Annotated in this window: 16 protein-coding genes; 10 read left to right on the forward strand and 6 right to left on the reverse strand. The window is 62.3% G+C overall.

Going from position 1 to position 13101, the window contains the following annotated elements; genetic code table 11:
* Window position 1 precedes the first annotated feature (1 nt).
* Window positions 2-169: a heme exporter protein CcmD gene (gene ccmD, locus AMK02_RS20010; protein WP_064805516.1), complete on the forward strand. Its 168-nt coding sequence runs from the start codon at window positions 2-4 to the stop codon at window positions 167-169.
* Window positions 166-774: a DsbE family thiol:disulfide interchange protein gene (locus tag AMK02_RS20015; RefSeq protein WP_064805518.1), complete on the forward strand. Its 609-nt coding sequence runs from the start codon at window positions 166-168 to the stop codon at window positions 772-774. Before ccmD ends, AMK02_RS20015 begins: the two co-directional genes overlap by 4 nt.
* A gap of 39 nt (window positions 775-813) precedes the next feature.
* On the opposite strand, the gene AMK02_RS20020 is transcribed toward AMK02_RS20015, so the two are convergent.
* The 6 genes from AMK02_RS20020 to AMK02_RS20045 form a co-directional block, all read right to left on the reverse strand.
* Window positions 814-1401 carry a DUF2585 domain-containing protein gene (locus AMK02_RS20020; RefSeq protein WP_064805520.1) on the reverse strand — a complete coding sequence of 196 codons (588 nt, stop codon included), beginning with the start codon at window positions 1399-1401 and terminating at the stop codon, window positions 814-816.
* Entirely contained in the window at window positions 1398-2042 is a 645-nt protein-coding gene (locus AMK02_RS20025) for a septation protein A (protein WP_064805522.1), read from the reverse strand. Before AMK02_RS20025 ends, AMK02_RS20020 begins: the two co-directional genes overlap by 4 nt.
* A gap of 76 nt (window positions 2043-2118) precedes the next feature.
* Window positions 2119-3711, reverse strand: a complete 1593-nt coding sequence (gene ftsY, locus AMK02_RS20030; protein WP_064805524.1) for a signal recognition particle-docking protein FtsY — start codon at window positions 3709-3711, stop codon at window positions 2119-2121.
* 16 nt (window positions 3712-3727) lie between these two features.
* The gene (gene mtaB / locus AMK02_RS20035) at window positions 3728-4999 is read right to left on the reverse strand and encodes a tRNA (N(6)-L-threonylcarbamoyladenosine(37)-C(2))-methylthiotransferase MtaB (protein WP_064805526.1); all 1272 of its coding nucleotides are present in this window, start codon (window positions 4997-4999) and stop codon (window positions 3728-3730) included.
* Window positions 4996-5901 (reverse strand): diaminopimelate epimerase, encoded by a 906-nt coding sequence (gene dapF, locus AMK02_RS20040; protein WP_064805528.1) that lies wholly within the window; start codon window positions 5899-5901, stop codon window positions 4996-4998. The genes mtaB and dapF overlap by 4 nt, the downstream gene beginning before the upstream one ends.
* 112 nt (window positions 5902-6013) lie before the next feature.
* A complete protein-coding gene (locus tag AMK02_RS20045) occupies window positions 6014-6238 on the reverse strand; it encodes a hypothetical protein (protein WP_064805530.1) in 225 nt (74 codons plus the stop codon).
* A gap of 399 nt (window positions 6239-6637) precedes the next feature.
* Between AMK02_RS20045 and ffh the strand changes: the two genes are divergently transcribed.
* The 8 genes from ffh (at window position 6638) to AMK02_RS20085 (ending at window position 12881) form a co-directional block, all read left to right on the forward strand.
* The gene (gene ffh / locus AMK02_RS20050) at window positions 6638-8215 is read left to right on the forward strand and encodes a signal recognition particle protein (RefSeq protein ID WP_064805532.1); all 1578 of its coding nucleotides are present in this window, start codon (window positions 6638-6640) and stop codon (window positions 8213-8215) included.
* 16 nt (window positions 8216-8231) lie between these two features.
* Entirely contained in the window at window positions 8232-8552 is a 321-nt protein-coding gene (locus AMK02_RS20055; protein ID WP_027682490.1) for a chorismate mutase, read from the forward strand.
* A gap of 48 nt (window positions 8553-8600) precedes the next feature.
* On the forward strand, window positions 8601-8972 hold the full coding sequence (rpsP, locus tag AMK02_RS20060; protein WP_064805533.1) for a 30S ribosomal protein S16: 372 nt from the start codon (window positions 8601-8603) through the stop codon (window positions 8970-8972).
* 115 nt (window positions 8973-9087) lie between these two features.
* Complete coding sequence (gene rimM / locus AMK02_RS20065; RefSeq protein WP_064806395.1) at window positions 9088-9654, forward strand: ribosome maturation factor RimM; 567 nt, start codon at window positions 9088-9090, stop codon at window positions 9652-9654.
* On the forward strand, window positions 9654-10355 hold the full coding sequence (gene trmD / locus AMK02_RS20070; RefSeq protein ID WP_064805535.1) for a tRNA (guanosine(37)-N1)-methyltransferase TrmD: 702 nt from the start codon (window positions 9654-9656) through the stop codon (window positions 10353-10355). The genes rimM and trmD overlap by 1 nt, the downstream gene beginning before the upstream one ends.
* Window positions 10356-10565: 210 nt before the next feature.
* On the forward strand, window positions 10566-11108 hold the full coding sequence (rplS, locus tag AMK02_RS20075; protein ID WP_064805537.1) for a 50S ribosomal protein L19: 543 nt from the start codon (window positions 10566-10568) through the stop codon (window positions 11106-11108).
* A gap of 138 nt (window positions 11109-11246) precedes the next feature.
* Complete coding sequence (locus AMK02_RS20080; protein ID WP_064805539.1) at window positions 11247-12044, forward strand: basic amino acid ABC transporter substrate-binding protein; 798 nt, start codon at window positions 11247-11249, stop codon at window positions 12042-12044.
* A gap of 18 nt (window positions 12045-12062) precedes the next feature.
* Window positions 12063-12881 (forward strand): amino acid ABC transporter permease, encoded by an 819-nt coding sequence (locus AMK02_RS20085; protein WP_064805541.1) that lies wholly within the window; start codon window positions 12063-12065, stop codon window positions 12879-12881.
* Window positions 12882-13101: the final 220 nt, after the last annotated feature.

Below are 13101 nucleotides of genomic sequence, written 5' to 3' on the forward strand. Positions count from 1 at the left end.
CATGACGCATGCCTTCTACGTCTACGCCTCCTACGGCTTTGCGGCGCTCGTGACTGTTGCGGTCACGCTCTGGATCTGGGCCGACGGCCGGGCGCGCCAGCGTGAGCTCGCAGCCCTCGAAGCCGCGGGCATTCGCCGCCGCTCGGCGCCCGCGAGGGACGGCGAATGAGCGAAACACCCGAAGCCGAGCCCGGCAAGCCGAGCGGACTTAGCCGCTACGCCCTGGCGCTTCTGCCGCTGTTCGTCTTCGGCGCCATTGCCGCGACGGCCGCAAAGATGCTTTATGACCAGGATTTCCATGGCAAGAACATCGCCGAAATCCCGTCGGCCCTGATCGGCACCAAGGCGCCGGCGCTGAACCTTCCGCCGCTCGACGGCGCAAATCTGCCGGCGCTGACCGATGCGGCGATCACGGGCAAGCTGACCCTGGTCAACGTCTTCGCCTCCTGGTGCATCCCCTGCCGGGACGAACATCCGATCTTGAAGGAACTGGCGAAAGACGGTCGGCTGAACATCGTCGCCATCAATTACAAGGACAAGAACGACAACGCCCTGCGTTTCCTCGGCGAACTGGGAAATCCCTATCGGGCGATCGGCGTCGACCCGAACGGCAAGGCGGCAATCGACTGGGGCGTCTACGGGATTCCGGAAAGCTATCTGGTCGCCCCCGACGGCACCATCCTCTACAAGCGCGTCGGCCCCTTCGACGATATCAGCCTGAAGGAAGGGCTGTTCCCGGCGATGGAAAAGGCGCTGGCGAAACCGGCTTCGTAAGCATCATTCCGGGTGAGGGGTCTTTGCAACGACGTGGGCCTAAACCCCACCCTGCCAGACCTTGATCGCCTCCACCGGCCAGATCAGCATCAACACGTTGAGCGTCAGATTATCGCGGATCACGTAGCCGGTGAAAATCTCGAAGAAGATGGCGATCGCCACCGTCAGCGCCACCGGCGCCCGCGATGCAAAGAAGAAGCCGACGCACATGAAAACAGTGTCCATGGCCGAATTCAGAATGCTGTCGCCGTAATAATCGAGTGCAATGGTCGCCGTGCGGTAACGATCGATGATGAGGGGCGAATTCTCCAGCAGCTCCCAGCCGGATTCGATCACCAGCGCCAGGAGCAGCCGTGCCGCCAGCGGCTTGCGGCGCAGGACGAGATATCCGAGGCCGTAAAACAGGAAGCCGTGGATGATATGCGACGGCGTGTACCAGTCGGACAAATGCTGCGAATTGCCGCTGGTATTGACCCCGCCTTCCCACAGCTTGACATAACCGCAGGCGCAGATCGGCACGCGGCCCATCAAATATTCGGTGACGATCTGCGCGACCAGCACCGCAACGCAGGCGACGAACCAGAAACTCTGGCGTCTGACATGATATTCGGCGTCTGCGGCACTCACTTCTCGCCGTCCGTTTCCAGGTTGATACTGTGTTTCAGCACCAACGGCATCTGGGCCAGCGTGAAGATGATGGTGATCGGCATCGTGCCCCAGACCTTGAAGGCGACCCAGGTATCGTCGGAAAAATTGCGCCAGACGACTTCGTTCAGCACGGCGAGGAACAGAAAGAAGATGCCCCAGCGGATGGTGAGCTTGCGCCAGCCTTCGGCATCGAGTTGGAAGGCGGCGTTGAAGACGTAGCCGAGCAGCGACCGGCCGAAGGCGAGCCCGCCGAGCAGCGCCACGCCGAACAGCGCGTTGACGATGGTCGGCTTCATCTTGATGAAGGTCTCGTTCTGCAGCCAGATCGACAGTGAGCCAAAGATCACGACGACGATGCCGGAGACGAAGGGCATGATCGGCAGATGGCCGAGCACGATCTTCGAAACGATCAGCGAAAACACCGTCGCCGCCATGAAGAGCCCGGTTGCGACGAACAGCGGACCGCCAAGTTCCGAAAGAGCAGGAAGCCGTTCCACCAGCCACTGGCCGCGCAGATTGGCAAAGAAGAAGATCAACAGCGGCCCGAGCTCCAGCGCCAGCTTCAACAGCGGATGATGCCGGTCGGCCGCGCTCGGGGTAATATCGCTTTCGGTGGTCATGCGTTCGTCAAACCTGCTGTTCCTGAAAACCTGTTCCCGTCATGCCCTGCAGGCTTTCGGCGGCATATCTGTGGCATCATTGGGGAAGTCCGGCAATGGCGTGCGCGAAGTCCTCGGCCTCGAACGGCTCCAGATCGTCGACGCCTTCGCCCACACCGATGAAATAGACCGGCAGCTTGTGCTTGGCGGAAATGGCCACCAGGATGCCGCCGCGCGCCGTGCCGTCGAGCTTGGTCATGATCAGGCCGTTGACGCCGGCGACATTGCGGAAGATCTCGACCTGGCTCAGCGCATTCTGTCCCGTCGTCGCGTCGAGCGTCTGCAGCACGGTGTGCGGCGCATCGGGATCGAGCTTGCCGAGAACGCGCACGATCTTCTCGAGCTCGGCCATCAGCTCGGCCTTGTTCTGCAGGCGGCCGGCCGTGTCGACGATCAGCACGTCGCACTTCTTGGCCTTCGCCTGCTCGAAGGCATCATAGGCAAGGCCGGCGGCGTCGGCGCCGAGCTTGGTGCCAACGAATTCGGAATTGGTCCGCTCGGCCCAGATCTTCAGCTGCTCGATCGCCGCCGCGCGGAACGTATCGCCGGCAGCCACCATGACCTTCAGTCCGGCGCCGGAAAGCTTGGCCGCCAGCTTGCCGATCGTCGTCGTCTTGCCGGTGCCGTTGACGCCGACGACGAGGATGACATGCGGCTTGTGCGAGAGATCGAGCTGCAGCGGCTTGGCGACCGGTTTCAAAACCTTGGCGATTTCGGACGCCATGATCCTGCTGACATCCTCGCCGGTGACGTCCTTGCCGTAGCGCTCGGAAGCCAGGGTATCGGTGACGCGCAGCGCGGTTTCGACGCCGAGATCGGCCTGGATCAGCAAGTCTTCGAGATCCTGCAGCGTCTCGTCGTCGAGCTTGCGCTTGGTAAAGAGCGCAGTGATCTGACCGGTCAGCTGCGAGGAGGTGCGCGCCAGACCGTTGCGCAGCCGCTGAAACCAGCTGAGTTTCGGCTGCGGGGCAATGGGCTGCGGTTCGACGATTGCCGGGCCGGTGGCGAAGCCTTTGGGAAGAACGGGAGATTCCAGCTTCGGCTGTTCCGCAGTCGTCTCGGAAGGCCCGGTGGGCGTGATACCCCCCTCTGCCCTGCCGGGCATCTCCCCCACAAGGGGGGAGATCGGCTGAATAGAGGCGCCCGGTACCTCATCGATCTCAGGTGGAATTTCCTCTACAGGCGCTTCTGCGACTTCCCCGGTCCTTTCGATCAAAGCCGGTGCATCAGGCTCAAAATGATCTCCCCCCTTGTGGGGGAGATGTCCCGAAGGGACAGAGGGGGGTGTTTCCGTAGCGCTGCCCGCAATCGGCTGGGCTTCCGCCTCCGCGGCAGCCTCTGCCTCCAGCAATGAAAGTGGCACGACGCCCATTTCGCTCAACTGGTCCGGGGCGGGCAGATTTTGTGGTTCCGTATCCTCTGCCGCGACATGCTCTTCCGTCACGCCCTCGCCGATATCCGCCGCCGGTCCGCCGGCCGTATCCATTTCCTCGGGCAGCACCGGATCATCGGCGACTGGCAGATCTTCGGCGCGCGAACGCCGCTCCAGCTCCTTGTCGACCGCCTGGGGCACGGGCTCTTCAGCCGGCTTGCCGAAGGTGAAGACCTTTTTGATGAAACTGAGCGCCATGAGGATTCCGTGAAAGTCAGGCCGCTGCGGCCGTCAATTGCATGTCGAGATGTTTGCCATTGTGGCCGGTGATGGTGACCGGCACAAGTTCGCCGGGGCGAAGGCCGGCGGCTGCGACCAGCGTGAAGTTCTCCGTATGCGCCAGGCCGTTGTTTTCGACAAGCAGCCATTGCCGGGTTCCGACCATGCCGTCGAGATGGGACTGATGGAGCCTATGTCCAGTGGCGCGCAGCCGGGCGGCGCGATCCTTGACCAGCGACCGGTCGAGCTGCGGCATGCGAGCTGCCGGCGTGCCGGGACGCGGGCTGTAGGGAAAGACGTGCAGATGCGCAATGCCGGCCTCTTCGGCGAGCCGCACGGCATTGCGGAACATCTCTTCCGTCTCTGTCGGGAAGCCGGCGATCATATCGGCGCCGAAGCTCATTTCTGGGCGCAGACGGCGCGCCTCCGCGATGAAGCGCAGCGCATCGGCGCGTAAATGTCGGCGCTTCATCCGCTTCAGGATCAGGTCGTCGCCATGCTGCAGCGACAAATGCAGATGCGGCATGAAGCGCGGTTCTTCGGCGATCAGACCCATCAGATGCGCGTCGGCTTCGATGCTGTCGATCGAGGAAAGCCTGAGGCGGCGGATATTCGGAATCTGCTTCAAGAGCGTCTTGGCGAGAAGCCCGAGGGTCGGCGCGCCCGGCAGGTCGCCGCCATAGCTGGTGGCGTCGACCCCGGTCAACACGATCTCGCGATAACCGCTGTCGGCCAGCCTGCGGGCCTGGTCGACGACGGCTCCCATCGGCACGGAGCGGGAATTGCCGCGGCCATAGGGAATGATGCAGAAGGTGCAGCGGTGGTCGCAGCCGTTCTGCACCTGGATGAAGGCGCGCACATGGCCGTCGATGTGCCTGACCATCTGCGGCGCCGTCGCCTTGACGCTCATGATATCGTTGACACGCAACTTCTCTTCGGCCGAAACGCCGAAATCCGGCAGGCTGCGATAGGAGGCGCTCGAAAGCTTCTCCTCGTTGCCGAGCACCGCATCGACCTCCGCCATCTCGGCGAAGGTCTGTTTTTCCGTCTGCGCGGCACAGCCGGTGACGATGATGCGGGCATGCGGATTGTCGCGCCGCGCCCGGCGGATCGCCTGGCGGGCCTGGCGCACGGCCTCGCCGGTCACGGCGCAGGTATTGACCAGGATGGCGTTGTTGAGCCCGGCCTTCTCGGCCTGCGCCTTCATCACTTCGGATTCATATGTGTTGAGGCGGCAGCCGAAGGTAATGACCTCGATGCCGCTCACTGCGCCTCGGCTCCCCGGTCCGCATCGCGCGACCACAGGCCGGTCGCAGGATCGAGCCTGCCCGACCACTCCCACTCGGCCGGACCGGTCATGATGACGTGATCGTCGCGCTCGCGCCATTCGATCGAAAGTGTGGCCGGCGGCTTGGCGCTTGCCACATTGATCGTCACTTTGCGGCCGGTGCGGCCGGTGCGCGCGGCGCTGACGGCGGCAGAACAGGCGGCCGAGCCGCAGGCAAGCGTCAGGCCCGCACCGCGCTCCCAGGTGCGCGTCGTCATCGATGTCGGCGAGGTGACCTGCGCCAAGGTGATATTGGCGCGCTCGGGAAACATCGGATGGTTTTCGAGCAGCGGTCCGAATCGGGCGAGATCATATGACATCACGTCCCTGTCCACCCAGAAGATCGCATGCGGGTTGCCCATCGACATGGCGGACGGCGAATGCAGCACCGGATTGTCGATCGGGCCGATCTGCAGCTCGATGCGGCTGGTGTCGTGAAATTCCTCCGCCAGCGGAATCCTGTCCCAATCGAAGACCGGCTTGCCCATATCGACGGAGATCGTCCCGTCCTCGTGCTCGACGGCATTGAGGATGCCGGCGACCGTCTGGAAGGTGAACGCCTTCCGACCGGTCTCGGCGGCAAGCGCCTGTACGACGCAGCGGGTGCCGTTGCCGCAGGCCTGCGCCTTCGAGCCGTCGGAATTCAGGATATCGATGAACGCGTCGGTGCCTTCAGCCTTCGGATCATGGATCGCCATGATCTGGTCGAACTCGGTCTGCGGATCGGCATTGAGCGCGACGGCCGCTGCGGGCGTCACCTTATCAGGCCGTCCGCGCATGTCGACGACCAGGATCTTGTTGCCAAGCCCGTTCATCCTCGCGAATTCGACCGTTGCGCTCATGATGTCATTCCGTCCGTCTTTCCGCTGTATATGGCGGAAACGCGAGGGAATTACCAGTGGGTGAGTGCCATGCAGGCCTTGCAGCCGACTGAGCCTCCGGGCGGTCCGTCTTCTACCGCTGCCCGCCGTCGGCTTCGAAGGACGCCGCATGCGCCTCGACGATAGCGGCGGTGATGACCTTCCTCAGCTCGTAGACCAGCGAGCGGGATCGTTTGCGATCCAGATCCTGTGCCGCTTTTGCAAGACTAAGGCCTTCGTTGAGAACAATATGATGGGCCCGTGCCAGCGCCCAACTTTCAATATCAGCATTGATCATTCGATATCTCCGCCGGATCATCCGGCATCAAGGATATTCACGAATCATTTTACAGGACGCACTTAAGTAGAAAGTAGAATCACAAGCAGAATATTTTGCAACTGGCCTGCATGCCGAATTGGATTGTGAGCGGCAATTTAGCCGCTTGCCCCATGTGGCACCGCTTCCGAAAAGCCCGCTGTGCGGTCATCCCCCCGCATTCGCCTTGACTTTCCCGCCGCTTTCCTGTTTATCGCGCCCAATCCGCGACGAGCCAGATGACTCCGAGCCGCCGACCGGGACTTCGAGATCCCGGAGGTCAACACCCGACAGCGCGATGCGCCCTCGGGTGCTTTTTGGCTTTGCGTCTTGTTTTCGTCAAGGAAAAGCACGACGTTTCCGGGCAGATCAACCCGCCCGAAACGTATCAAGGAAGAGCCGATGTTTGAAAACCTCCAGGACCGTCTTGGATCCATTCTGAATGGACTGACAGGCCGTGGCGCGCTTTCGGAAGCCGATGTTTCCGCAGCGCTGCGCGAGGTTCGCCGCGCCCTGCTGGAGGCCGACGTCGCGCTCGACGTCGTGCGTTCCTTCACCGACCGCGTGCGTGAAAAGGCCGTCGGCGCCGAGATCCTGAAGTCGATCAAGCCCGGCCAGATGGTCGTCAAGATCGTCCATGACGAACTGATCGAGATGCTGGGCGGCGAAGGCGTGGGCATCGACCTGCATGCGGCCGCCCCCGTCGTCGTCATGATGGTCGGCCTTCAGGGCTCGGGCAAGACGACGACGTCAGCCAAGATCGCCAATCGTCTGTCGACGCGCGAGAAGAAAAAGGTGCTGATGGCGTCGCTCGACACGCGCCGTCCGGCCGCGCAAGAGCAGCTTCGCCAGCTCGGCGCGCAGGCCAATATCGACACGCTGCCGATCATTGCCGGCCAGTCGCCGACCGATATCGCCGCCCGCGCCGTGCAGGCGGCCAAGCTCGGCGGCCATGACGTCGTCATCCTCGACACCGCCGGCCGCACCCATATCGACGAGCCCTTGATGGTCGAGATGGCCGACATCAAGAAGCGCTCGAACCCGCATGAAATCCTGCTGGTCGCCGACAGCCTCACCGGCCAGGACGCCGTCAACCTCGCCCGCAATTTTGACGAACGCGTCGGCATCACCGGCTTGGTGCTGACCCGCATGGACGGCGACGGCCGCGGCGGTGCTGCCCTTTCGATGCGCGCCGTCACCGGCAAGCCGATCAAGCTGATCGGCGTCGGCGAGAAGATGAGCGAGCTCGAGGAGTTCCATCCCCGCCGCATTGCCGACCGCATTCTCGGCATGGGCGATATCGTTTCGCTCGTCGAGCGCGCCGCTGAGAATATCGACGCCGAAAAGGCGGCCGCCATGGCCGCCAAGATGGCCAAGGGCAAGTTCGACCTCGACGACCTCGCCGATCAGCTGCGCCAGATGCAGAAGATGGGCGGCATGGGCGGCATCATGGGCATGATGCCCGGCATGGCCGGCATGAAGGACAAAATGGCCGCAGCCGGCCTCGACGACAAGCTTTTCGGCCGCCAGATCGCCATCATCCAATCGATGACCAAGGCCGAGCGCGCCAATCCCGACCTGCTCAAGCATTCGCGCAAGAAGCGCATCGCCGCCGGCTCCGGCACCGATGCCGCCGCCATCAACAAGCTTCTGAAGATGCACCGCCAGATGGCGGACATGATGAAGATGATGGGCGGCAAGGGCAAAGGCGGCCTGATGAAGCAGATGATGGGCGGCCTTGCCGGCAAGATGGGGCTTGGCGGCGGCGGCATGGGCGGCATGCCCGATCTCTCGAATATCGATCCCCGTCAGCTCGAAGCCCTGCAGAAGCAGGCGGAAGCGGCGGGTTTGGGAAAACCGGGCGGGGGTATGCCCGGTCTCGGCGGTCTGCCGGGTGGTTTGCCGGGCCTCGGCGGCGCCAAGCTGCCGGGCCTTGGCGGTGGTTTCCCGGGCTTGCCCGGCTTGCCGAAGAAGAAGTGAAAGGATCGCTTGCCCCATGATTGATCCAAACGTCAAAGCCCAGCTCGCGAGCTATCGTCAGTCGATCGACAATATCGATGCCGCTCTCGTGCACATGCTGGCCGAACGCTTCCGCTGCACCAAAGAAGTCGGCGTGCTGAAGGCCAAATACAATCTGCCGCCGGCCGATCCGGCGCGCGAGGAATACCAGATCGAACGCCTTCGCCAGCTGGCGAAGACCGCCAATCTGGATCCGGATTTCGCCGAGAAGTTCCTGAACTTCGTCATCAAGGAAGTCATCCGGCATCATGAGCAGATCGCTGCGGACCACGCTGAACAGAGCGCCGCAGCCCGATAACCACACCGCCCTACGAAGCGGTCAAGAAAAGCCTAAGGAGTAAAGAACATGGCACTGAAAATTCGTCTCGCCCGCGGTGGCTCCAAGAAGCGTCCGTACTACCACGTCGTGCTCGCCGATGCGCGCAGCCCGCGTGACGGCCGCTTCCTCGAAAACCTCGGTTCCTGGAACCCAATGCTCGCCAAGGACGACGAGAAGCGCGTTCAGCTGAACGCCGAGCGCATCAAGCACTGGATCGACAACGGCGCCCAGCCGACTGACCGCGTTCTGCGCTTCCTCGATGAAGCCGGCGTTGCCAAGCGCGAAGCCAAGAACAACCCGATCAAGGCAAAGCCCGGCAAGCGCGCCCAGGAACGCGCCGCCGAAAAGGCCCAGAAGATCGCCGACGCTGCAGCAGCTGCTGCCGACGCCGCGGAATAATCGGGACATTCCCTTCTCGAGCGGGCGGCATGGCGACATGCCGCCCGTTTTCGTTTCCAATCGCCCGCACTTCGTTTATGAGAAACCTGTCTTTCGGCTTCACGTGAAGGAACCCATGACAAAGCTTGAAAACCCGGTTTTGATGGCGACGATCGGTGGCGCGCAGGGTCTCAGGGGCGAGGTGCGCGCCAAGGCCTACACGGCCGATCCTAGCGCGCTCGGCGATTACGGCCTTTTGCACAGCATGGACGGACGCAGCTTCGAAATCCTCGAAATCCGCGAGATGAAGAATGTCGTCGTCGTCCGTTTCCGCGGCATCAACGACCGCAACGCCGCCGAAGCGCTGAACGGACTTGAACTCTATATCGAGCGCGACAACCTGCCGGACGAGGAGCTCCAGGACGACGAGTTCTACTATGCCGATCTCGAAGGGCTCGAAGCGCTTGATGACAAGGGCGTCAGCTACGGAACGGTCACCGGCGTCTTCGATTTCGGCGCTGGCGATCTCCTGGAGCTCAAGGGCCCGGGCAAGCGCCCCGTTCTCATTCCCTTCTCGGAAGCCTCTGTGCTGGAAATCGATCTCGAAGCCGGTACGCTGCTGATCGATCCGCTGGCGGCGGGACTGGTCGACGACCCCGAGCTTTCGCAGTTCACCGCGGACAAGCCGAAAAAGAAGAAGTAATGGCTTTCCGGGCGCGCGTACTGACACTTTATCCGGAAATGTTTCCGGGGCATCTTGGCTTCTCGCTCGCCGGCAAGGCGATGGAGCGTGGGCAATGGTCACTGGATCTGGTGCAGATTCGCGATTTCGCCACCGACAGACACCGCACTGTCGACGACACGCCGGCCGGCGGCGGCGCCGGCATGGTGCTGAAGGCTGACGTTCTCGCCCGCGCGATCGACAGTGCCGGTGAAAATGATCCCCGGCCGCGCCTGCTGATGAGCCCGCGCGGCCGGCCGCTGACGCAGCGGCGCGTGCGTGAGCTTGCGGCGGGTGACGGCGTCATCATCGTCTGCGGTCGCTTCGAGGGCGTCGACCAGCGGGTGATCGAGGCGCGCGGACTGGAAGAAGTCTCGATCGGCGATTACGTGCTGTCGGGCGGCGAGCCGGCGGCGCTGATCCTGCTTGATGCGATCATCCGCATCCTGCCCGGCGTTATGGGCAACGATCTTTCCGGCCTGCATGAAAGCTTCGAAGGCGGGTTGCTGGAACATCCCCATTATACCCGACCACAAGAGTGGGAAGGCCGGGAAATTCCCTCCGTCTTGACGTCCGGCAACCACGGAGCCATCGAGAAATGGCGCCACCAGGAAGCGGTGCGGCTGACGCAGGAACGGCGGCCGGACCTGCTCGATAGCGCTAAAAACGAGAAAAACGGCTGATTTCGCCGTCCTTTTCACAAAAATGTCGTGCGAGGGATGACAAGCCCCGGCCTTTCGTGTATTGGCGCACGCGGAAATGGGGCTAGCCCCGTCTGCCAGCAAACAAAGAATGGCGAATCCGCTCCCGTCCGTAAGGGCAAACTCCAGAGGCATCGACCGAAGGACAGTATGAGCGCTCTGGCTGTTTCAGAAGAACCAAAGGTTAAGACGATGAACATCATCCAGCAGCTCGAGGCCGAACAGGCCGCTAAGATCGAAGCCAAGCGCACCCTCCCCGAATTCTCCCCGGGCGACACCGTCCGCGTCAACGTGAAGGTCACGGAAGGCAACCGTACCCGCGTCCAGGCCTATGAAGGCGTCTGCATCGCCCGCTCCGGTGGTGGCCTGCAGGAAAACTTCACGGTTCGCAAGATCTCCTACGGCGAAGGCGTCGAGCGCGTATTCCCGGTCTACTCGCCGATGATCGAAAGCGTCGACGTTGTTCGCCGCGGTAAGGTCCGTCGCGCCAAGCTCTATTACCTCCGCGACCGTCGCGGCAAGTCGGCTCGTATCGTTGAAGACACCGGCGTTCGCGCCCGCAAGCTCAACGACGCCGAGCGCGCTGCTGTCGCCGAGGAAAAGGCCCGTATCGAAGCCGAGAAGGTTGCAGCCGCCCAGGCGCTCGCCGCCGAAAAGGCAGCAGCAGAAGCTGCGGAAGCCAAGGCCGCGGCCGAAGCAGCTGCTGCAGCCGAAGCCGAGAAGGCCGCAGAATAAGATCTGCGCAAAATTCTATTTGTGGAAAGGCGGTCTTCGGATCGCCTTTTCTATTTTTTACGCGACCGTGCAGCCGGCAGCCTTGCCTTCGGCAGGTCATCCGTGACAATTTTTGCCGTTCAATTTTGGAGCCGTTCTATGCTGTTTCGTCGCACCGTTCTCGCAAGCTTCGCCGCCCTTGTGCTTTCGCCCCTGGCCGTATCGGCTGCCGAACTGCCCGATCTCGGCGGCAAGAGCGTCGTCGTCGTCACCGAGAATGCCTATCCGCCGCTGCAGTTCGTCGATCCGAAATCTGGCAAGGCGATCGGCTGGGAATATGATGCGATGAACGAGATCGCCAAGCGGCTGAACTTCAAGGTCGAATATCAAAACACCAGCTGGGACGCGATGATCCAGGCGGTTTCCGACGGTCAGTACAACATCGGCATGACCGGCATCACCATCAAGGACGACCGCAAGCAGAAGGTCGACTTCTCCGATCCCTACATGCGCTCGCAGCAATTCATGCTGGTGCGCGGTGATGAGAAGCGCTTCACCGACGCCAAGTCCTTCGGTGAATTCAAGGACGGCCTGATCGGCGCTCAGCCCGGCACCTCGCCTTTCTACACCGCCGTCTATGAAATCCTCGACGGCAACGAACAGAACCCGCGCATCAAGCTCTTCGAGACCTTCGGCGCAACCGTGCAGGCCCTGAAAACGGGCGATGTCGATCTCGTCCTCACCGACAGCGTCGCCGCCAAGGGTTACGTCGATTCTTCGAACGGCGCCCTGAAGGTGGTTGGCGAACCGCTCGGCACCGAGGATTTCGGCTTCATCTTCCCGAAAGGCTCCGATCTCGTCGCCCCCGTCAATGCCGCCATCGCAGCGCTGAAGGCGGACGGCACCTTCGAGGCGCTGAACAAGAAGTGGTTTCTCGACTACAAGATGGGCGAATAATCCCTCGAGAGATCGCAGATGGCTCCACAACCATCCCCGCGACATGAGAAGGACGACCGTCCCTGGTGGCTGGCCGTCCTTCTCTTGATCGGCATCGTTCTCGCCGTCGTCATCATCACAAACGACATTTACACCCAGGTCTTCCGCACCGTGGTGAACGGCGTCGGCGTCACCGTGTTCGTGACGCTCGTCGCCTTTGTCCTGGCAACGGTGCTCGGTCTCGGCATCGCGCTGCTCGGCCTGGCGGACAGCGTCGTGCTGCGCCAGATCGCCCGCTTCTATATCGAGATCATCCGCGGCATCCCGATGCTGGTGCTGCTCTTCTACGTCGCCTTCGTCGGTGCGCCCGGTTTCGTCACGGCCTATAACTTCATGATCACGCCCCTGGTGAAATCAGGCGTTACGGAACCGATCCTGGTGCGCGACCTGTCGCTGATGTGGCGGGCCGTCATCGCGTTGATGATCGGCTATTCCTCCTTCATTGCCGAGATCTTCCGCGCCGGTTTCCAGTCCGTCGATATCGGCCAGATCGAGGCGGCAAAGTCGCTCGGCCTGTCGCGCTACCGCCGCTTCCGGCTCGTCGTCTTCCCGCAGGCGATCCGGGTCATCCTCCCGCCGCTTTCCAACGACTTCGTCTCAATGGTGAAGGATTCATCCCTCGTCTCCGTCCTCGGTGTCGCCGACATCACGCAGATGGGCAAGGTCTATGCCTCCGGCTCCTTCCGCTTCTTCGAGACCTATTCGATCGTCACCTATATCTATCTGATCCTGACGATCGGCCTGTCGCTGGCGCTGCGGCGGATCGAGAAGAAGATGAAGCAGATGCCGCGGCGCTAAGCGCTCGCGTCCATTCGGATGCAGAAAGGACGCGCCTCACGATTCGAATTGCCGTTTCGATCAAAAATCGCTATATCCACCGCCATGGAATCCAAGTTCAGATGCACTGGCGCGCATATTTTCGTGCTGCAGGACCACTATCGCCTGCCGGCGCGGTTTTTCGCATGCGTCTCCGGTGCGCTCAACAGCCGACTTCGTTGATCGAATGACGGCCGGCGGA

The organism is Rhizobium sp. N731, from assembly GCF_001664145.1.
GTDB classification, from domain to species: domain Bacteria; phylum Pseudomonadota; class Alphaproteobacteria; order Rhizobiales; family Rhizobiaceae; genus Rhizobium; species Rhizobium esperanzae.